Source organism: Aquimarina macrocephali, from assembly GCF_051627225.1.
Taxonomy (GTDB): Bacteria; Bacteroidota; Bacteroidia; order Flavobacteriales; family Flavobacteriaceae; genus Aquimarina; species Aquimarina macrocephali.
Window position 1 is genome coordinate 3,383,521 of sequence record NZ_CP151795.1, and the last position, 22,282, is coordinate 3,405,802.

17 protein-coding genes are annotated in these 22,282 nt (G+C 33.1%); 6 read left to right on the forward strand and 11 right to left on the reverse strand.

All coding sequences use genetic code 11. The annotated features are described in order from the left end of the window. Nucleotides 1-19: 19 nt before the first annotated feature. From AAFU52_RS14595 to AAFU52_RS14625, 7 genes are all read right to left on the reverse strand, one after another. Nucleotides 20-1,057 (reverse strand): SPFH domain-containing protein, encoded by a 1,038-nt coding sequence (locus AAFU52_RS14595; protein ID WP_024768915.1) that lies wholly within the window; start codon nt 1,055-1,057, stop codon nt 20-22. A 20-nt stretch (nt 1,058-1,077) separates the two neighbouring features. Next, complete coding sequence (locus AAFU52_RS14600; protein WP_438422409.1) at nt 1,078-1,842, reverse strand: hypothetical protein; 765 nt, start codon at nt 1,840-1,842, stop codon at nt 1,078-1,080. A gap of 21 nt (nt 1,843-1,863) precedes the next feature. Then, a complete protein-coding gene (locus tag AAFU52_RS14605; RefSeq protein WP_024768913.1) occupies nt 1,864-2,070 on the reverse strand; it encodes a hypothetical protein in 207 nt (68 codons plus the stop codon). Nucleotides 2,071-2,179: 109 nt separating this feature from the next. Next, nucleotides 2,180-2,863 (reverse strand): Lipl32 family lipoprotein, encoded by a 684-nt coding sequence (locus tag AAFU52_RS14610; protein WP_024768912.1) that lies wholly within the window; start codon nt 2,861-2,863, stop codon nt 2,180-2,182. A gap of 45 nt (nt 2,864-2,908) precedes the next feature. Then, a complete protein-coding gene (locus AAFU52_RS14615; RefSeq protein WP_024768911.1) occupies nt 2,909-3,499 on the reverse strand; it encodes an SIMPL domain-containing protein in 591 nt (196 codons plus the stop codon). A gap of 50 nt (nt 3,500-3,549) precedes the next feature. Continuing rightward, nucleotides 3,550-3,894, reverse strand: a complete 345-nt coding sequence (locus AAFU52_RS14620) for a zinc-ribbon domain-containing protein (RefSeq protein ID WP_024768910.1) — start codon at nt 3,892-3,894, stop codon at nt 3,550-3,552. 81 nt (nt 3,895-3,975) lie between these two features. Beyond that, a complete protein-coding gene (locus tag AAFU52_RS14625) occupies nt 3,976-4,395 on the reverse strand; it encodes a hypothetical protein (protein WP_024768909.1) in 420 nt (139 codons plus the stop codon). Between the two features lie 283 nt (nt 4,396-4,678). On the opposite strand from AAFU52_RS14625, the gene AAFU52_RS14630 reads away from it, so the two are divergent. Together AAFU52_RS14630 and AAFU52_RS14635 are read left to right on the forward strand one after the other, a co-directional pair. Then, nucleotides 4,679-10,516: a gliding motility-associated C-terminal domain-containing protein gene (locus AAFU52_RS14630; RefSeq protein ID WP_438422410.1), complete on the forward strand. Its 5,838-nt coding sequence runs from the start codon at nt 4,679-4,681 to the stop codon at nt 10,514-10,516. Nucleotides 10,517-10,519: 3 nt separating this feature from the next. After that, complete coding sequence (locus tag AAFU52_RS14635; RefSeq protein WP_024768907.1) at nt 10,520-11,446, forward strand: PorP/SprF family type IX secretion system membrane protein; 927 nt, start codon at nt 10,520-10,522, stop codon at nt 11,444-11,446. Nucleotides 11,447-11,497: 51 nt separating this feature from the next. Here AAFU52_RS14635 and AAFU52_RS14640 read toward each other — a convergent pair whose 3' ends face one another. The 3 genes from AAFU52_RS14640 to AAFU52_RS14650 all read right to left on the reverse strand — a co-directional run bounded on the left by AAFU52_RS14640 (nt 11,498) and on the right by AAFU52_RS14650 (nt 15,730). Beyond that, a complete protein-coding gene (locus AAFU52_RS14640; protein ID WP_024768906.1) occupies nt 11,498-12,142 on the reverse strand; it encodes a response regulator transcription factor in 645 nt (214 codons plus the stop codon). A gap of 87 nt (nt 12,143-12,229) precedes the next feature. Next, on the reverse strand, nt 12,230-14,380 hold the full coding sequence (locus AAFU52_RS14645) for a tetratricopeptide repeat protein (protein WP_438422411.1): 2,151 nt from the start codon (nt 14,378-14,380) through the stop codon (nt 12,230-12,232). Between the two features lie 69 nt (nt 14,381-14,449). Further along, complete coding sequence (locus tag AAFU52_RS14650) at nt 14,450-15,730, reverse strand: exo-beta-N-acetylmuramidase NamZ family protein (protein WP_438422412.1); 1,281 nt, start codon at nt 15,728-15,730, stop codon at nt 14,450-14,452. An 8-nt stretch (nt 15,731-15,738) separates the two neighbouring features. On the opposite strand from AAFU52_RS14650, the gene AAFU52_RS14655 reads away from it, so the two are divergent. The 3 genes from AAFU52_RS14655 to AAFU52_RS14665 all read left to right on the forward strand — a co-directional run bounded on the left by AAFU52_RS14655 (nt 15,739) and on the right by AAFU52_RS14665 (nt 19,559). Further along, nucleotides 15,739-16,980, forward strand: coding sequence for an ABC transporter permease (locus AAFU52_RS14655; RefSeq protein WP_438422413.1), 1,242 nt, complete (start codon nt 15,739-15,741; stop codon nt 16,978-16,980). A 91-nt stretch (nt 16,981-17,071) separates the two neighbouring features. Then, nucleotides 17,072-18,433, forward strand: coding sequence for a pyridoxal-phosphate dependent enzyme (locus AAFU52_RS14660; RefSeq protein WP_438422414.1), 1,362 nt, complete (start codon nt 17,072-17,074; stop codon nt 18,431-18,433). A gap of 145 nt (nt 18,434-18,578) precedes the next feature. Then, nucleotides 18,579-19,559 carry a helix-turn-helix domain-containing protein gene (locus AAFU52_RS14665; protein WP_024768901.1) on the forward strand — a complete coding sequence of 327 codons (981 nt, stop codon included), beginning with the start codon at nt 18,579-18,581 and terminating at the stop codon, nt 19,557-19,559. A 386-nt stretch (nt 19,560-19,945) separates the two neighbouring features. Here the strand turns inward: AAFU52_RS14665 and AAFU52_RS14670 are convergent, their stop codons facing one another. Next, complete coding sequence (locus AAFU52_RS14670) at nt 19,946-20,800, reverse strand: peroxiredoxin family protein (RefSeq protein ID WP_438422415.1); 855 nt, start codon at nt 20,798-20,800, stop codon at nt 19,946-19,948. Between the two features lie 195 nt (nt 20,801-20,995). Here AAFU52_RS14670 and AAFU52_RS14675 point away from each other — a divergent pair, with 195 nt between their 5' ends. Continuing rightward, a complete protein-coding gene (locus AAFU52_RS14675) occupies nt 20,996-22,276 on the forward strand; it encodes a DUF2851 family protein (protein ID WP_024768899.1) in 1,281 nt (426 codons plus the stop codon). Nucleotides 22,277-22,282: the final 6 nt, after the last annotated feature.

Genomic DNA, 22,282 nt, shown 5'->3' on the forward strand with positions numbered 1-22,282 from the left:
TAAAGATTGATTTTTGTTTTTAGAATTGAGATAATATTTCCTGTTTCTTCAGTTTGTATTCCTGTTCGTCGATTAGGCCAGCATCAAATATTTTCTTAAGTTTTTCTAATTTTTGTACTGGGTCGTCGTTTTGGGGTTGAGATTCAGATTGAGGAGGAGTATTTTGTTGAGGTGTAGATTGCTGTCCTTGATTATTCATCATATTTCCGAGCATTTGGCCCATTCCTAATCCAGCACCCATTTGCATACCGATATTACCACCACCTTCATTTTTTGCCATATTTTTTAATGCCTCAAGTTGCTGGTAATCCTGGTAGCTTACACCAAGTTCTTTCATTGCCTGAGCTTCGGCACTCATATCTGCAATTCGACCAATTCTTGTTTTGGTTTCTTCATCAAAACTGGTTCCTTCTATCCTGAAATCAAGTAATTCAAAACCTAATTCATCGAAGATTTGTGCACTCGAATTCTGAGAGAATGATGCGATTTCATTACGATGTTTATCAATTTCTACATAACTAAATGAAGCGTTGGCAAGAAAATCACTGATAGGTTGAGTAATTCTGGATAAGATAACTTTTTGTATCGCTTTTACAGGATAGTAGTCGTCACCTGCAATAACATTGGTAAAAAAATCGACTGGTTTAGTGATTTTGAAAGAGAAATTACCAAAAGCACCTAATCCTACAGGAAAATTATAAACAGGATCTTTATAGGTGATAGGAGAAGGGGTTCCCCAGCGTATATTTTGCATTTCTGCTTTTCTATAGAAGAAAATCCCTACTTTATGAGCAGACTCAAAGGTATACATGATATTTTTGATGGTCGTCCAAAAAGGAATGTTACCCGTTTTAAGATCGTAAAGCCCTTCTTCTTCAAAAACGCCTTCTACTTTGCCCTCGTATACAAAAAGACATCCTTGTCCAGGCCCTACGATTAATTTTGAAGCATTTTTAATTTCGTCCCCGTTTTCTGTCCATTTTTCAAAAAGAGTTTCGGGTTTAGGATTTTGCCATTCGATTACCGAACGTAGTTGACTTCTAAATGAATTTGACATATTTTTTTCTTTTAGGATTACTAATAGTTAGTTAAGAATGCAGTTTTAGCTTTGAGATCTTTTTCGTACCTATCTTTATAATCTGGTATGATTTCGATTCTTTTCTTTAAGTAGGTTTCTACATATTTTTGATATAGAGTTGCTAATTCCTCGGTACCATACGTTTCTGAGTCTTGTACATAATTTTGAAACTTAAGTTCTTCATAATGCAGATAATGTTCTAAAGCAGCTTCTTCTCCAAGAGCATGGATAGCAAAATGTTCGATGTTTCTGGCTTTAGTTCCTGGCTCGAATGTGTTTACAGTCTGACAATATTCACAAGTACTGTAATAGGATCTGAAAAAATTATCTTTTACCGGGAGTTTAGCTTGACATTGGGTACAACAAAAATCTTTGGATAAAGTATCTTTTACTTCTTGTAGTAATTTTTTTGCAGCATCTGCAAAAATTTTCACTTCGTATGATTTAAGTTTTTGTTCAAGTTCAAATTTTGTTAGATAACCTTTATCTCTTTCTTGTATAAATTTTTTAGAACCAAATTCTGCTCCTGCATCTTCAAAAGCTTCTTCGACTTTATCTTCCCATGTACTATCTATTTTCCAGATAAGTTCATTGGCTTGAGAATAAATTCCTTGCCAGGCATTGTGAAATGTAGTGGTTTCAAAATCAGTTGCTTCGAATAATAAAGGCAATACAGCTTCTGTTTTTTCTAATATCTCCTCGAATCGATCTTTGATTTTTTTAAGGAATCCATCCCATCTATTTTGTGTTTCATTAATTGACATATTTCTAAAAGATTATTATTTTTAGTAAAATTGGTCTCCACAGAAATCACAGTATTTAAGATCTGTGTCTTCGGGTCTTGCTGCTCCGCAGCTTTTACATCGTTTGGTCTCAAGACCTGCATTTGTTTCTTCATGTTTTTTTGTAGAAGAGAGTGCATTGGCCAGGATATCATCGAGAAGATTTTTTTTTTCTTCTTTAGGATTTTGTTTATCGTCGTTTTCTTGCATCTTAAAATTGGTAGTTTAGAGAGAAGACATTCGAAAAGAGGTTATTCCCATGTTTTTTGAACCAAAAAGCATAGGAATAACCGTAGGTGCCACTATTCCAATTTACGTTTTATAGCCCCTTTTTCAAGTCTTCGATAGTTTTTGCCATTACTACTCCTGGTAATTTGATAGGAGCTGCAACTTCTGCTAGGAAAGTACCTTTTACCTCACCAGTTTTGTATGTAGTAAAACCGATACGATATAGTCCAACAGTTAGTGCTTTAAGAGGATCACTTGCTTCGCTTTTATATCTTAATAGAGAGTTATAACTGCTTCCGCTTGGTTGCTTTGGCATTTCGCTGCTATCATCGTTACGTTCTAGAGTAACCCAGTTAGCGCTTTTTACCGCACCTTCATTAATATTATCTTTACTAATAATATCTGAACGCTCTAAAGTAATATAGGTGTCAAAATAATCAGTTGATTTTGCATTTTCTGTATATGCTGCTGATTGTGTTGCTTTTTTGATTTTGGTTTTCCCCACAGGAGACATCATTCTTACACCAATTTCTGGAGCAACAGCAGGAATCCATACATAAATGTAATAGAATTTCTTACCATCTTTTACTTCATCTTCATTACCAGATGCAGCATATCCCATATAAGATACAACATCTGTATAAGGCACTTTTATGGTTTTTGGACCTATCTTTTTTTCGATAGAACTACCAAACTTTTTTAATTTTTGAGCTTGGACATTTAGATTGCTTCCAAAAGCAAGGATAACAGCTAAGATTAAAATTTTTGTTTTCATTTTTTTGATTTTATGTGTTAATTTATTTATTGATATACACCGTTATTATTCTAGTGTAAAAGTTACTTTTACAAGATGTTTTTGAATTTCTCCTGGTTTATGCATGTTTATGTATTGCGTTCTGGAATCAGAATTTTCGATCTTTATAATATCCCCCAATTTTTTATTGAGATGATCAGCAGTTTTTTTGGCTTTCACTTTTGCATCTTCAATTGCAGTGAGTGTTAAAGCAGCCCATTCTGTATTGTTTTTTTCTTTGGCTACTGCTTCGACCTGCATAATTGTTAAACCATTCATCCTTTGTTTGGTGATTTTGATCACCTCTTCTTCAGAAGTTGTTGCATAATTGTAATATGAAATATCATTCACTTCTGAGTAAGATGCATACAGTTGATAGAGAACATTCTTTTGAAACTTACTAAAATCAACTCCTATAGTCTTTAACTTATCACTGTATAATTGTTTAACCTGCGATAAACTTTTGGGTTCAAGTTGCTGATATCCATTTGCAACGAGTTGTTTTAGCGAAATGGTAAGATAATAGTTGTTAACTTCTATCTTCTTGTTCGCTTCTCCTACAATAGTTAGGGTCTCACTATTTTCTTGCGAAATAGCTGATGCAAACGTTAGGAACATTATAAAAACGAGTTTTTTCATTTTAAAAAATTATATGATTTACGTTGTTTCTATTTTACCAAATAAGGCAGTACAGTAAGTAATGCGATAAACACAACCAGAATCGTAAGTCCTGTAAAGTGATACCATGGAGTTTTTATTTGATTGTTTTTATAATCTTTAAAACTCTGTATCAATTGCTGACTCTGAAGCTCTCTTTCTTCAAAAGCTCCTTTACAATGACCGCAAACCGAGTATACTTTTTTCCCGATAGGAAAGAACGGTATCCAAAACACATGAATATATTTTCCATATCCTTGTATCCACATATTGTTTTCTGTATTACAATATGGGCAATTTCCTCCTTCTAATTTTGTGGGATGAATAGTTGAAGAACCTGTTCCAAATATGATCATGATGTTTTGGATTTTTTCTGCTAAATGGCAGTTGTTACTGTTGTAAGTACTATAAAAACAAGTTTTATAGAGGTGTTAATATTAGTAAGGCAAAAATGATAATACGATCATTGCAGCACCTACAATTAAACCAAGGATTCCTAGTTTACCTTGTTTTGGAGCTAATTTTGCTCTTAATTGGTTGGCTTTCTCTTTGGCCGCTTCATTTTTAGATAGTACAAGTTTATTAATCATACCAAAACCTAACATGAATCCTAGTACTGCCGAAACAATATTACCTGCCAAAAAGGTTACCCATCGAATAGGGAATGTTGCAAGCCAGCCTATACCAAGGATTGAAGAAATGATTCCCCATATTCCCCAGAAACAAAATACAAGTCCGATCCAACCTTGATACGGTTCGATTTTTTCTAAAAGTTCTTTCGCGTTTGGTTTTTTAGATAACAATAATGATGGTACTGCTATAATACTTAATAGAATTAATGTGATTCCCCAGATCATAATTTTTAGTTTTAAAGGGTTAGTACTTATTTTTCTTTTTGTGATTTTATAATTGACTTCTTATATCTATTTTTTTTGATACATGTTTTGAAGACCAAAAAGCACAGTACAAAGATGAGAGATACAATTGCTGAGAAATACACCTTTTCTGGTGAAAATATGCACCCTGAAAACAGGGGGGTATTTACATGTGGTAAAACCCTACTTATAGTGAGTATTAATCCTAAGGAGAAATATAGTTTTGTTGTGTAAAGAGAGGTGTAATCAATATAATATTATAAAGATGAGGAATAATATAGCTCAGGATATAGACAAACTAAAGTTTTATATGGTGATATACATTGTTTTTGGGAACTTTTTTTTGTCAATTGCACAGGTTAATGCTCCTTATGAGTGTCCTGAAATACCATTGTCATACATTAATGGGACTAATGGATTTACACTAGAAGGTATTTCTGAAGATGACGAAGCTGGTTTTGACGTAAGTAGTGCGGGCGATATCAATGGAGATGGTATTGACGATTTACTAATAAGTGCTTATTTGGTTGATGATGTAGAACAAGATGTAGGAGAAGTATATATAGTATTTGGTAAAACTGCACCCTTTGACCTGGCATTTGAATTGTCAACTTTGGATGGATCTAATGGTTTTACTATACGAGGGGAAAGCAGATTAGGTAAGCTAGGAACTTCTTTAGCAGCTATTAAAGATTTTAATAATGACAGTATTGATGATATAATTATAGGAGAACCTGGTAATGATAGTGTCTATGTACTTTTTGGTAGGAGTATATTTCCTGCATTAATAAGAACTTCTGATATTTCTGGAACTACTGGATTTAGATTGAGATCAAGTGATAATGTTACATTTGGATCTAATATAAATACTGCCGGAGATATAAATAATGATGGAATTGATGATATTATTATTTATTCTGAAAACAGAGATAACACCCTTGCCCTTGCAGGAAAAGTTTATTTAGTTTTTGGATCTTCTTCGTTTCCCAATGTTCTCGATGTAGCAACCTTAACTGGCACAGATGGTTTTGTAATTAATAAAAGCTCATCTGGGACTCTTTTACGTCAAAGAAAAGGAGTTGTTAATACTGCTGGGGATCTAAATGGTGATGATATTGATGATATTATAGTTGGTTTTCCAGACTTTTCTAATGGTACTGAAAATACAGGACTTGCTTTTGTGATATTTGGACGTGATACTATATTTCCATCTAGCTTAGCATTTTCTGATTTGGATGGAACAAATGGTTTCGAAATTATAGGTGAAGCAGATTCAGATAGATTTGGATATTCTGTTGCATATGCTGGAGATGTGAATGATGATGGAATTGATGATGTAATTATAGGTGCGTATTTAGCAGAAGTTGATACTTTTTCATCAGCAGGAAAGGCATATGTTCTTTTCGGAAAAACAACTGGATATGCCTCTAGTATGAGTATTTCTTCTCTTGATGGGAATAACGGTTTTACAATTTTAGGAGACGAAGCTTTCGGCAATGTTGGTCATTCAGTAAGTACAGCAGGAGATTATGATGGTGATAATATTGATGATATTATTATTGGTGCCTACGGAGTAAGATCGGGTGGAGCTGCATATGTAGTATATGGTAAAAATACAAGTTGGAATCCTGTTTTTGAAACTAACTTGATTGATGGGGTTAATGGGATAGAAATATTTGATGATCAAAGATTTAGTAGACAGAGATTTGGGCATGCTGTAAGTGTAGCTGGAGATGTTAATGGAGATGGTGCAACTGATTTAATAATTGGAGCAATATCACAAACGATATTTTCTTATAATCTTACAGGGAGAGGATATGTAATTTATGGAGGTACCTTAAATGGAAGCATAGACTTCACTCCACCTACTATAGCCTGTCCAGGGAATCAAACACTAGCTCCTGATGTAACCTTGCCAGAATATATTCAACCGTTATTCGAAAATATTACAGATAGTTGCCAGCCTAATAATAGCCTTACGATCACTCAAATCCCTCCTAGAGGAACTCCTGTTTCTGACGGAATGTTAGTTACTATATCTGCAACAGATAGACGAGGTAATACTACAAATTGTGAGTTTACAATTATCTTACAAGATATTGCTGAACCTCCGTGTTCGGGTCCACTTGATGTTTCAGAAATATCTGGTTTAAACGGTTTTACGTTATCAAGCCCTTATGTAGTGGATGGACCCCGTGGTCAAACTTTTGTTAGCGGGGCAGGAGATATAAATAATGATGGGAGAGATGACTTTATTGTGTGTATTAGGGATAATGAACCTAGTGTTTTTGATATCAATAGTTTTAGATTAGAAAATGATCAATCAGAAGCGTATGTTATATATGGAACTGATGACCCATTTCCATCTACCTTTGATTTATTATTTTTAGTAGAGTCTCAAGGGTTTAAAATAACCAAACAACCGTCTTCTGCCAATGGAAGGGCCAATGAGTTTTTTCTGGTTGATGCTGTTGGTGATTTTAACAACGATAATATCGATGATTTGATTATAGGTGATTCTGGTAGTCTGTATTTAATTTATGGAATTAATGGTAATTTCCCATTTACATTCGATATAGCTAATCTGGATGGGACTAATGGGTTTGAGATATCTACAAATAATTTCTCAGCTATTGATGTAAGTGCTGCAGGAGATCTTAACAATGACAATATCGATGATGTATTAATTTCAGGAAGACTAAGTGGTGTTCGAAAAGTTTTTGCTGTTTTTGGAAACCCTACTACAGGAGTTCCTCCATCCTTTTTTAATCTAAATTCTTTAGATGGAACCAATGGTTTTTTTATGAATGAAGAAAATACTATAGATCAATTTGGTATAAATATATCTGGTGCTGGTGATCTAAATGGAGATAATTTTGACGATATTATTATAGGAGCTCCTTATGCTGAACCGAATGGAATTCGTAGAGAAGGTCAGGTGTATGTTGTATTTAGCCCAGGAGTAACCGCTTCTTCAGAGGTAGATATCTCTACTTTAGATGGAACTAATGGGTTTATTATAAATGCTGTAGGCCCAGGAGGGCGTTTGGGAGCTTCAGTAACAGGAGGAATAGATATCAACAATGATAATATGAAAGATATTATTGTTACAGCTCCAGAAGCAAGTTTTGATGTAGATGGAAGAAGCATTCATGGGGCTATTTATGCAATATTTGGAACTCCTTCAGGGTATCCTGCTGCATTTGACCTCAATACTATTGATGGTACCAATGGAGCAATAATATATGGAAGGCAATTCATAGGACAAGCAGGATATTCTTCAAGTACCGCTGGTGATTTTAATAATGACGGGATAGATGATTTAATTCTAGGAGGCCCTTGGGGTAGAGGAGGTGATGCATATATTGTCTTTGGAAAGGAAAATTGGGAGGATACGCTGTTTTTGGACAATTTAGATGGCTTTAATGGATTGAACATTGGAAATAATTTTGATATAAGTGATCATCATATAGGTGCTTCGGTAAGTAATATTGGAGATTTTAATGGTGATGGTTTTGATGATGTCATTGTTGGTGAAATACCGGATGTTTTTGATCAAGTTATAGGAAATACACATATAATTTTTGGAGGCTTTAGTAAGGATACAGAAGCTCCGCGGATCACTACTTGCCCAGGTGATCAAACCTTAAGTTCAGGATCTCCGTTACCTGATTATACTGGTGATGTTGTAGCCACCGACGATTGTGATACCAATCTAGAGATTACTCAAGACCCTGTTGCAGGAACTCTATTTACAGCAGATACAACAGTTACCATAACTGTAACCGATAATAGTGGGAAAGAAACTCAGTGTAGTTTTGAAGTAAGAACTCCTATCTCTACTCCTACAGTTAACCTTTCAGTTTCGGCAAATGCAGGTACAGAAGCTGCTGGTACAGTAATAACGGTAACGGCTACTTCTTCGGGAGCTGTAGTAGGCGCTCAAACTATTGATCTTGCTACCACAGGAGTAGGAATTACAGCTTCAGATTTTACCTTAAGTAATACGACTATTACTATTCCTGATGGGATGACTACAGGTACAGTAACTTTTACTATTGTTGATGATGCCCTTGTAGAAGGTACAGAGACGGCTACACTAACAATTAGTAATCCATCTACAGGTATTACCCTAGGAACGACTACAGCGCAAAATATTGATATTACAGATAATGATTCAGTACCTATCCCTACAGTGAGTCTTTCAGTTTCGGCAAATGCAGGCACAGAAGCAGCAGGGACAGTAATAACGGTAACGGCTACTTCTTCGGGAGCTGTAGTAGGTGCTCAGACTATTGATATTGCTGCCACAGGAGTAGGAATTACAGCTTCGGATTTTACCTTAAGTAATACGACTGTTACTATTCCTGATGGGATGACCACAGGTACAGTAACTTTTACTATTGTTGATGATGCTCTTATAGAAGGTACAGAGACGGCTACACTAACAATTAGTAACCCATCTACAGGTATTAGCCTAGGAACGACTACAACGCAAGATATTGATATTACAGATAATGATTCAATACCTACCTCTACAGTTAACCTTTCAGTTTCGGCAAATGCAGGCACAGAAGCTGCTGGTACAGTAATAACGGTAACGGCTACTTCTTCGGGAGCTGTAGTAGGTGCTCAAACTATTGATCTTGCTACCACAGGAGTAGGAATTACAGCTTCAGATTTTACCTTAAGTAATACGACTATTACTATTCCTGATGGGATGACCACAGGTACAGTGACTTTTACTATTGTTGATGATGCTCTTGTAGAAGGTACAGAAACGGCAACGTTAACGATTAGCAATCCGTCTACAGGTATTACCTTAGGAACAACTACAACGCAAGATGTTGTTATTACGGATAATGATTCAGCACCTATCTCTACAGTGAGTCTTTCAGTTTCGGCAAATGCAGGCACAGAAGCTGCTGGTACAGTAATAACGGTAACGGCTACTTCTTCGATAGCTGTGGTAGGTGCTCAGACTATTGATATTGCTGCCACAGGAGTAGGAATTACAGCTTCAGATTTTACCTTAAGTAATACGACTGTTACTATTCCTGATGGGATGACCGCAGGTATAGTAACTTTTACTATTGTTGATGATGCTCTTGTAGAAGGTACAGAGACGGCTACACTAACAATTAGTAATCCATCTACAGGTATTACCTTAGGAACAACTACAGCGCAAGATGTTGTTATTACGGATAATGATTCAGCACCTATCCCTACAGTGAGTCTTTCAGTTTCGGCAAATGCAGGCACAGAAGCAGCAGGGACAATAATAACGGTTACAGCTACTTCTTCGATAGCTGTGGTAGGTGCTCAAACTATTGATCTTGCTACCACAGGAGTAGGAATTACAGCTTCAGATTTTACCTTAAGTAATACGACTATTACTATTCCTGATGGGATGACCACAGGTACAGTAACTTTTACTATTGTTGATGATGCTCTTGTAGAAGGTACAGAGACGGCTACACTAACGATTAGTAATCCATCTACAGGTATTAGCCTAGGAACGACTACAGCGCAAGATGTTGTTATAGAAGATAACGACGACCTTGTAATATGTACTATAGAGGCAGGGGAGGATCAAGAAATTATACAAGGGCAGGAAGTACAATTAAATGCTACCACTTCTGATAATGGAACATTTGTTTGGACACCTTCAACTGGTCTTACTAATACTAATATTGCTAATCCAGTAGCAAACCCAAATCAGACGACAACCTATACTGTTCTTTTTACTAGTGATCTAGGATGTATTGAAGAAGATACAGTCACAGTTTATGTAGAAGCACAAGAAGAAGATCAAACACGATATGGTTTTTCACCAGATGGTGATGGAATCAATGAATATTGGGAGATTTATAATATTGAAAATTATCCTGACAATAAAGTATCGATATATAATCGATGGGGAGATATAGTTTTTGAAGTTGATGGATATAATAATACTTCAAGAGTTTTTAGAGGAATTGCTAATCGAAAGAGAAGTTTGGGAGGAGATAAATTACCCGAGGGGACATATTTCTTTACTATCAAAATAGAAGGCTTACATAACTTAAAAAAGCAAACCGGTTTCCTTGTATTAAAGCGTTAATTTATGAAAAAAGTATATATATTATTGATAGTTGCAATACTATCTAAAGGATTTTTATGCTCAATATTTGGGCAACAAACCCCGGTCTTTGCAAATTATAATTACAATACAGTAGTAATTAATCCAGCACATGCCGGTTTTTACCCCGATTCTGATATCACCCTCACAAATAGAGGATATTTAAATCAATTGGATGGTAGCCCCAGAAATATTGGGTTAACAGTGAATTCGCCATTACGCTCTAAAAATATGGGATTAGGGGCAGGAGTTTATAGTGATCAGGTAGGAGTAACTACAACTACAAGCTTGTTTGGGGCATATGCCTATAAAATAGTTTTTGACCATAATTATAACCAGGCACGATGGTGGTCTTATAACCCTAACGTATTATCTTTTGGAATTACCGGAGGCGCAATGATTTATAATGAAAATTTATTAGAATTGGGTATTCAGAATGATCCTAATTTTGCAAATAATATCAATACTGTTATCCCTACTTTGGGAGTAGGTGTTTTGTATAATAGAGAGCATATTTATATTGGTGTTTCTGCACCTAATTTATTAGGAGATTCTTTGTCTTCTGAAGACAATATTAATTTAGAGAATCCATATTATGCGTATACGGGATATCGTTTTTTTGCAACGCGCTTTAAAGAAGTATTAATAACGCCCAGCGTTTTGGCTAAATATGTTTCTGGAGCACCAATTCAGGTAGATATTAATACGACAGTGAACTACAAAAATAAAATTGAAATTGGTGCTGGATACAGAACGAGTTCCTCGATGAATTTTCTTGCAGGGTTTTATATTTCTAACCACTTACGATTATTATATAATTACAATCAAACACTAAGAGATACTCCTATTAATAATACACATGGAATTATACTAAGTTACCGCCTAGGAGATGGATTTAATAATAAAGGATAATAATCAGACTAAGATTCAATAGCGAATTAATTAGTCTATCATTATGTTTTATTAAGATTTTATATACTTCATTTTTAAAGCATACTTAGTCAATCCAGCCAGATTTCTAACATTAAGTTTAGCAATTAGATTTTTTCTATAACTTTCGATGGTATGTTTACTCAAAAACAATTGATCGGCGATCTCTTGTGTCGTGAACTCTTGCGCAATAAGTGTAATAACATCAATCTCTCTTTGAGTAAGTTTGATATCTTCCTTCTTCTTTTTGGCAAATTTATTTTCTAAATAAATATCTTTTATTTCTTTTGAAAAGTATTTCTCTCCCTTAAGTATAGTCTTTATAGCTTTTAAAAGCTCTTCTTTTTCAGCATTTTTGGGTACATACCCATCTACATCATGCTCAATAAGATTATCAATCATGTCAGCATCATTATGCATACTAACTACCAAAGTCCGTATACTTTTCTTTCTTTCTTTTATAATCTTATTTAGAGAAATACCATCTAACTCTGGCATAGAAATATCTGTGATGATAAGATCTATTTTTTCATCGGGATTAATTTCCAGGTATTTAGCAATATGTTTACCGTCTTTGGCAGTTAATAAAATATTATATTCTTTTTCTGAGTTAAGAATGCTTAGTAAACCATCCAAAAACATTTTATGGTCATCTGCTATGATTAAATTATATTTCATTGGTTTATTATTTTTGTAATTAGGTTTAGATAAAATTTGCTATGCATAATTCTAATCCTGTTTATCATCAGGTAAACTAGGATTGATTTAGTGATTGTAGCTCACTTTATCTTTAATTGATGTTAATGCCGGAACTTCTATATCTATAATGGTACCACGACTAATTCTGGAATCGATATGAAAAGTACCAGATACTTTTTTTAATCGATTTTTTATATTCTCAAACCCAAGTCCGGTAGCCTTGTTTTTTGCGTTAAAACCAATGCCATTATCTTCGAATAGTACATTTATTATATTTTCTACCAGATTTAATTGAAGTTCTATAGAAGTAGCTTTGGCATGTTTAATAGTGTTGGTAATAAGTTCCTGAATAATTTTAAAAATTTCGATTTGTAAAGTTTCATCTAGAACATCAATTTCTGTTCTTGGGTATGCTACAAAAGAAGTGTTTAGACTAGTCGTACCGCCAATATTATTAAAATACTCTTCAAGTACATCACAAAAGTTATTTTCACTAAATTTTTTAGGTGTTAAGTTATGCGATAAATTACGTACCTGTTCATAAGTGTCATCTAATTGGTTGTTAATTGTAGTTATTGTTTTTTTATTTCCATAAAACACAGTATTATTTAGTTGTAATTTTATAGCAGCAAGATTACCACCAATGCTATCGTGTAGCTCTAGTGCAATACGTTTTCTCTCTTTATCCTGACCTTTAATAGACGCTTTAATTAGTTTTAACTCTTGATCTTTAATTAAAGAAGAAATTTTTTGCTCACTTATTTCTTCTTGCTTTTTATTTAATTCACTCTGAGTCTGAAGTTTTTGATAGTATGTAAACAATAAACCAATAACTGGGATAAGAAGAATCAAAAAAGAGTACAAGATACTATTTTTAATACTTTTTTGTCTGGCTAATTTAGATTCTTGAATCTCCTGATCTTTTTTTAGTAATGTAATCTCATTAAGTTTTTTTTCTGAAGCATTCTGAAATGATAAAATCTTGTTCTGAGTTTCTCTTTTTTCAATCTCTTGTTGTAATCTAAGATTTTTGAGAGCTTCTTCTTGATTCCTTAAATCTAATTCTCGATTTGCATTTTCGACCTGCAGGACTTTTATTTCTTTTTCTTTTTGAAGAGTTTGATATCTTACTTCTAATTCATTAATTTCTTTATCATTCTCTAAAAAATAAATAGAATCTGTAAGCTCATAGAATTTTTCGGCATAAGAAAGTGCTTTCTTATAATTATTTTGAGAAATTGATATCTCTTTTAGTCTAAAAAAAATGCTTTTTTGTTTGTTTAAAAATCCAAGTTTTTTTGACTTGTTTAAAGCTAAAAGAATAATCTTCTCAGCTTCTTCATGTTTTTTTAGATGGTTTAGTACAAGACCTTTTTCTAGATATCCAGTGATTTCTATTTCAGGATATTGATGGGTGATTGCAATTTCTAATGCCTCATCAAACATTATCAAGGCCTGCTCCATGTTACCTTGTTTTCTATAAGTAATTCCTATATTGTTTGAAATAATGCCAATACAACGATAACTTTGGGATTTTTTACAGATCTCACGTGCCTTTGTTAGATATAGAATAGTTGCTTCATAATTCTCCAAATAACCATATATATTAGCCATATTGACATAGCTTCCATAGACCATTTCAGGAACTTCTGTATATTCTAGGCATTGTTTATAAAGATTTAGTGAGTTATCATACTCTTTTGTTGATAGATAAGCATTTGCTAGACCAAAAGAATTAATATAATAGATACGTCTGTCATTGTATTTTTTCGAAATGTTAATTCCTTTTAAATGCCATTTTTTGGATTTTTCTTCAAGGCCTATTTTAGAATTTAGTATCCCTAACATGTTGTAGGTTAGGCCATAAATCTCGTTTTTTATAGTGTCATTTTTGAAATGCTTAATTGTCAATACCCTTTTTGCATAATAGAAAGATGAATCAATTAAAGCTTTCTTTTTAAAATAAGAGGTTAGGATCAGGTTTAAATCAGCCTTAAATTGTCCACTTTTTAATGCTTTTGTCTTGAGTTGATGGTGAACTTTTTTATAGGCCTCTTCTTCTTTGCCATGAGTATTGATTAAAAGCTGAATTTCCTTAATTATACTTCTTTCTTTTCCGGGAATAAATGGAATACTACTCTTATCTACCTGTGCTCCCAGGATAAAAGGCAGGATGAATATACCATACACAATTGATAGATGTAAAAATTTTAACATATACAAATGTATCAATTCTTCTGTATACTGACATCCCTGAAAATAGGGGTTTTTTAGAGTTAAATAATGCTATTGATAGATGAGATACTGCGCCCTTTTAACCTTAAATTTTTCAAGATCTTCTATCCATGTGCTTTTAATTTCTCGAAAAGAAAGACCTTGTTCAATTTGTTGTTGTAATTTTTTTGTCCCTGCGTGAATAGTGAATGATTTGGTGTTAAAAAACTTTTCTTTGATTTTGGTATGCTTATAAGCATTAATTAACCATTCTAAGTTTATAGAATCTAACGATTCATTTTTTCTTAAATCTTTTCCATAACATACTTCTCCTCTATGTTTTGGGTATTTAGAACCAAAATTTGGCCTGGGAATATACGCATAATCATATTTTTCTATAACCAAGTCGGGAGAACCAAAAATTTGAAACTGTGTTTCGGTACCACGACCTGCATTTAAGGTTGTGCCTTCAAAAAAACCAAGACTAGGATATAAATTGATAGCTTTATCATTAGGTAAATTGGGTGAAGGTCGTATTGGTAAACTATATGAAGTAGTATGAGTGTAGTTTTTAACAGGAATAATATTGATCTCACAGGTTAAATCTTTTCCCAACCAACCTTCGCCATTTACCATTTTAGCATATTCACCAATAGTCATACCATGAACTAATGGTATTGGATGTACCCCTAAAAAACTTGAATGTTCAGATTCTAAGGTAGGCCCATCAATGTAATGTGCATTTGGGTTAGGGCGATCTAGTATTAAAATTGGAATGTTATTTTCTGCACATGCTTGCATTACATAATGTAATGTCGAAATATAGGTGTAAAAGCGAACTCCTACATCTTGGATGTCAAAAACAACGATATCGATATTGGATAAAGCTTCTTTAGACGGTTTTTTGTTTTTTCCGTGTAGAGAAAAAATAGGAAGCCCGGTTTTAATATCCTTACTATCAGCTACTAATTCTCCTGCATCTGCCTTACCTCTAAAACCATGCTCTGGAGCAAAAACTTTCTGAATTTTAATATTTCTAGACAATAAAGAATCAACAAGATGTACATAATTTTGACTAGTAGTACTATCTTTAAAAATAACAGAAGTTTGATTTCCTACGATAGCTACTTTTTTATTTTCTAAAATCGGAATATAATCATCCGTAAGATTGGCCCCAACTACTATAGATTCTTGAATTTTTGTAGTATCTTGAGCAATATATGCCGCAGATATCGAGTTTTCAATTTTTAGAGAAGAAGGGGGCGAAGTTGTTTTTATTCCACTTACACAAGAAATAAAAATTATGAAAAGGAATAAAAATGTATTTTTGAATGCATTTCTAACAAAAACCATAGTTAAGCTTGAATTTCGAGTATTTTATTGCCAAACGCCTCATCAAAGGTAAGGAACATAAAAGTAGTATTTCGACTCCAATTATAAAAATTGCAATTTTTGCTATTGCTATTGGTATGGTCATGATGCTAATTACGGTTGCTACTGGTGTAGGACTACAACGCAAAATAAGAGAAAAAGTTGCTGCATTTAATGGACATGTATTAATTTCCAGCTTTGATAATAACAGTAGTGTAGAATCTCTTATACCTATATCCTCTAATCAAAATTTCTATCCAGAGTTTTCTGAAGTTGAAGGAATTGTTCATATGCAAGGTGTAGCAACCAAAATGGGACTTATACGCACAACATCGGATTTTGATGGTGTGGTGGTTAAAGGAGTAGGTAAAGATTATAGTTGGGATTCTTTTAAAGAATATCTTGTAGAAGGAAAAATACCCGATTTTACAGGGGAGCTTAATGAAGAAATTCTGTTGTCTTCACATATTGCAAATCGTTTAGGGTTTAGTATTGGAGATAAAGTAATCACATATTTTTTGAAAAAGAACACAGTTTCAAACTCAAAAACTTTTATTAGAGCTTTTGAGATTGTGGGGATTTATAATTCGGGATTTTTAGAGTTTGATGAAACTTTTCTTTTTGCGGACATCAGACATGTGATAAAAATGAATAAATGGAAACCAGATGAGGTTGGTAATTTTGAAGTTTTTATTGATGATTTTGATCAAATAGATAAAAAAGGACAGGAAATTTATGAAAATATTCCTTCTACCTTGGATAGCCAGACAATTTCATTAAAATATGCCACAATCTTCGAATGGTTAAAACTATTCGACCTCAATATTATTGGGATTATTGGGATTATTATTTTGGTTGCCGGTATCAATATGATTACTGCTTTGTTGGTTTTAATCCTCGAGAGAACTCCTATGATTGGGATCTTAAAAGCTTTAGGAACTAGTGATTGGAGTATAAGAAAAGTATTTCTTTATAATGCTGCATATTTGATTTTGATAGGACTGTTTTGGGGTAACCTTATTGGTATAGGTTTACTCCTTATACAAGAGCAGTATGGGGTTGTAGGGCTTAATCCAGAGACGTATTATGTAAGTACGGCACCGGTTTATATTGATATAGGATATATTGTGTTACTTAATCTAGGAACAATGTTATTGTGTTTGTTAATGCTACTTATCCCTTCATATATTATTGCAAAGATATCACCGACAAAGTCAATCCGTTTTCAATAATTTGTTATTCTTTCTTAAAAATTGCCAATCGATAATCTAGGTCGTATCTTTGCCATGTTAAAATACCCAATGGGGTTGTAAATTATATCGAGTGGAATACGCAAAAAACATACTAGAGACTATTGGTAATACACCATTAGTCCAATTGAATACACTGGTGAAAGATGTAGATGCTTTAGTGTTGGCTAAATATGAAACTTTTAACCCTGGGAATTCTGTGAAGGATCGAATGGCTTTAAAAATGATAGAAGATGCAGAAGCAGATGGTCGATTACAGCCAGGTGGGACCATTATAGAAGGTACATCTGGAAACACTGGAATGGGGCTAGCTTTAGTAGCTATCATAAAAGGGTATAAACTGATTTGTGTAATGGCAGATAAGCAGTCTAAGGAAAAAATGGATATCCTTAGAGCAGTAGGAGCAAAGGTAATGGTTTGTCCAACTAATGTAGAACCAGATGATCCAAGATCATATTATTCGGTTTCTAAGAGATTGGCAGAAGAAACTCCAAATTCATGGTATGTTAACCAGTATGATAACCCTTCAAATGCACAAGCACACTATGAAAGTACAGGTCCTGAAATTTGGAAACAAACTGATGGTAAAATAACACATTTTATTGTTGGAGTAGGTACTGGAGGTACTATATCTGGTGTTGGGAAATATCTAAAAGAAAAAAATCCAAACATTAAAATCTGGGGAATAGATACCTATGGTTCTGTTTTTAAAAAATATCATGAAACCGGGATTTTTGATGAAAACGAAATTTATTCTTATATCACAGAAGGTATTGGAGAAGACATTTTACCAAAAAATGTAGATTTTTCAGTTATCGATGGGTTTACCAAAGTAACAGATAAAGATGCTGCGGTATATACTCAAAGACTTGCAAAAGAAGAAGGAATGTTTTTGGGTAATAGTGCAGGAGCAGCTATAAAAGGATTACTTCAATTAAAAAAGCATTTTGCCAAAGATGATGTTGCTGTTGTCTTATTTCACGATCATGGTAGTAGGTATGTAGGGAAAATGTTTAATGATGATTGGATGCGAGAAAGAGGTTTTCTTGATGAGGAAGTATATACAGCCGATGATTTAGTAAAAAATCATATAGAAAAACCTTTGGTTACTGTTAAAACAGAAGAACTGGTGTCACATGCTATCGAGCGTATGCGTAAATTTAAAATTTCGCAAATACCAGTAGTTGATAGTGACGGATTTGTTGGTTCTGTAGACGAAAGTGCTCTTTTTACTGCTTTTTTGGATGATAAAAATACAGGTAGTACACCAATCAAAGATGTTATGAAAGATTCTTTTCCGATTGTAAGTGCTAAAACTTCACTTGATGAGATATCCAAGCTTATTAAAAACGGAAGTTCTGCTGTTTTGGTAGAGTTAGAAAACGGAAAACACCACATCATAACAAAGTATGATGTTATTAGCCATATAAAATAAATTCTTATATTTAAATAATAATTCTCCCCTCTATTAGCTTTTCTGTAAGCTAATATAGGGGTTGTTTTTGTGTCTATTTATTTTTTGTAGTTGCCAGGAATACATCTACGTGGACTAAAAAAGATAAGTGTAAAATGATGGTGGTATGTGTAAATATTTGTTTGATTTTTCTGATATTGACAAACTAAGTGACTATTTTAGATCTCAATTAAGCCCAGGTAGTTCTACTGATCAAATTTATTTCCCTCCTGAAATTGGAGAAGGATATTTATTGTATTATAAAATATCTCCAGAGGTTTTTCTTATCATAAACAATTATAAAGCTAATACGGATATTGAATATGTTAGACGGCCAATCAATGAAAAAGATATTATACTTCACTTTAGGAAATATGCTTTAGATCATCAGTTAGAAGAAGATCAGATTATAAGCCGATATTCTGATAGTTATACACCAGGTAATATGAGGTGTATGGATGCTCGACAAGGAGAGCAAGTCTTTATTCCAAAAGGAGCAGAAGTAAAATCTACTATGATTATATTAAAAAGCTCATATACCAAGCCTTTTTTTATAAAGAATAACGATATGGCAGAAAAGCTTGATAATTATATTCGTTATTCTCATCAGCATATTAATAAGTTTTACCTTTCTTATAAGCAATCAAGTCTTTTTGATCAGATTGTACAACCTGATGTTGACAAGATAGAGAACTATCTTTATTTTATTTCTCGAGGTGTACGGTTATTAGAAACTTTTTGGAAAGATGTATTACGATGGGAGACAGAAAGTAATCCTTTTAGTATCAATTGTGGGCAAGTTGGTAATATTTATAAAGTGAGTGATTATCTCAAAAATAATCTTAAAGAACCTTTTGTAGGAGTTGATCAATTGGCAGCTATGGCACATATGAGTCGCACGAATTTTTTTAACATGTTTAAAGAAATTCATAATCAGACTCCATTAGAATTTTTTAATAATAAACGACTCGAGATCTCATATAATATGATTATCGGAGAAGGATTATCAATACGTGAAGTAATGGATACGCTTAATTATTCTAATTCTTCAAAATTTAAAAAAGCATTTTTTAATAAGTTTGATATTTATCCTGATATGAATTCGTAAAGCTTGGATTCTGATTTCCTTATTTTTTTTGAATATGTGTAAAAATAAAGATGGTCGCCAAAAATGGCAACCATCAATAACCTAACACAAACTCAACTTAGCTTAGGGTTTTGTAATCTTAATGTTTTGTAATCTTAATATTTTTGAATGAATTAATTTTCCCTTTAATTCATAACAAAGTAAAGAAATGAATTTGTGGTTAAGTTTTCCATTAATACATAAAATCTTACCAATAGTACATTTTTGTAAGGAATTAACTTGATTTTAAGAATATTAAGTAGTAATCGTACTATTTAAATAGAGTTAGTTCTGTGTTTTTTGTCTTTATAACAACTTTAACCTTCTTTTTTTGGGGGGGGGGTACTAACTAATGTTAGTATTTTAAATTAAAGATCTTGTTGGTCGAGAATTTTTAAAAATATTTCTGGTTCTGGTCGTACTCTATAATTATTAGTGAGGTCTGCAAAGACTATTTTTCCTTCTTTATCCGTTATGATTACTGTTGGCATTACAGTATCACTATTATATCCTAGTGCCTGGAAACCCATGGGAAGACCATTTTTTGAAAAAATTTGTAATTGCTTAGCAACTTTATTTCCTTGATCAACCAAATAATTGAAATCTAATCCGAATTTTTTTGCCAGAGACTTGGTATGCTTATGAGGCTGGGGGCTAATGAGAACTATGTTTACATTTCTTTTTTCAAGTTCTTTATATTGCAAAGCAATTTCTTTGATTTGTGCCATACATAATGGACACCAATTTCCGCGATAGAATAGAAAAATTGATGAGCTACCTATAAACTTAGAAGTGTTTACACTATTTTTTTCTGGATCCTGTAATTCGAGTTCTGGTAACCGGTTACCTACTTTAATAACTGTATTTTGTTCTCTATTATTAAAAGTAGAATACCATCTTATATATAATACCCATCCTAAAAACAAACCGATTCCTGGTAGAGATCCATTTAAATCTTGTTCAATAACACCCCCAAATAGTAGGCTAATTAGAAAACCAATAGCTATAGGAAGTGTGTATTTTTTTAGATTGGCATCAGTTCGCGCAACAGGTTTTATAAAAAACAAAATGAAAAGTGTTGCAATAGAAAACGAAATTAGTAATCGCCCTATATATCTATAGGATACTCCATGATTAATAAGATGTATAACACTGTCAATAGCAAAGTAAAGAGCAATTACAGGGAAAACAGATATGAAGATAGACTTTAGAACATTGGTCATTTATATGCTGGTTTAAGAATTAGTCAATGTTATTCGATAGAGCTTACAAGATTCTAATAAATTTTAGTATTTTCATAATCTAAATTTTAGAAAAGCTATTCTCCTTATTTTTTATCCTACCCGAAATATATAATAGCTAATTCCACCTGTTGGTTTACAGGTAGGTCTGATAATTATAAATAATATATAGAATATATGACTGAGGATTTCTTACAATACCTTTGGAAATATAAAAAATTCGGGTTTGTAGACCTTAAAACAACAAGGCATGAGGAGCTTATACTTCAGCAAGTAGGGACTCATAATATAGAAAACTCTGGACCTGATTTTTTTAATGCAAGACTCATTATTCAAGGTCAGCAATGGGCAGGGAATGTAGAAGTGCATATTAGATCAAGTGATTGGTATGTTCATAACCACGAGAATGATCCTGCATATGATAATGTAATTCTTCATGTGGTTTGGGAAGATGATATAGAAGTTTATAGAAAAAACAACTCGATTATACCAACATTACAACTTAAGGAGTATGTGAGAGAAGAGTTAATGATTGGCTATAAAAAACTCTTTAATAAAAGTGCTCAACAATGGATTGGTTGTGACAAGCAACTTCCAGAAGTTTCTGGTTTTATGCTGTCGAATTGGCAAGAAAGGTTGTATTTAGAGCGACTAGAAAAGAAATCGACTTTAATTTTGAAACTTCTAAAGGACTCTGCAAATAATTGGGAAGCCGTTTTGTTTAAACTGCTGTCCAAAAATTTTGGCCTAAAAACAAATGGAGCTGCTTTTTTGAGTTTGGCGAATTCAATAGATTTTACCGTACTTAGGAAATGTACAGATCACCTGGAAGAATTGGAAGCCTTGTTTTTTGGTCAGGCAGGTCTCTTAGAAAATGATATAAAAGAACCGTATTTCAATACCCTGAAGAATGAGTATCAGTTTTTGAAAAATAAATTTAAATTGAATGCTAAAGGAGTAGAACCATTACATTTTTTTAGGTTGAGACCGCCTAATTTTCCAACTATACGATTGTCGCAGTTGGCAATGTTATATTTTAAAAACTATCAACTTTTCAGTAAAGTGATCAATAGTAATACTATAGATGATTTTTATACTCTTTTCAGTATAGAAACAAGCGAATTTTGGAAAAACCATTATACTTTTGAAAAAGAATCAAAGACAAGTAAGAAGAAACTAACAAAATCATTTATTGACTTGTTGTTGATCAATACGATTATTCCTATAAAATTTGTTTATGCCAGAAGTATAGGACAAAATCCTGAAGAAGATATTTTTGAATTAATTTCTAAATTACCTTTTGAAAAAAACAGCATTATTAGCAATTTTATGGACTTAAAAGTACCAATTGAAAATGCAATGCATTCTCAAGCTATGATTCAACTTAAAAATACATACTGTGACCAAAAAGCATGTTTAAAATGTGCAATCGGGAATTATTTATTAAATGGTGAATAGAATTTA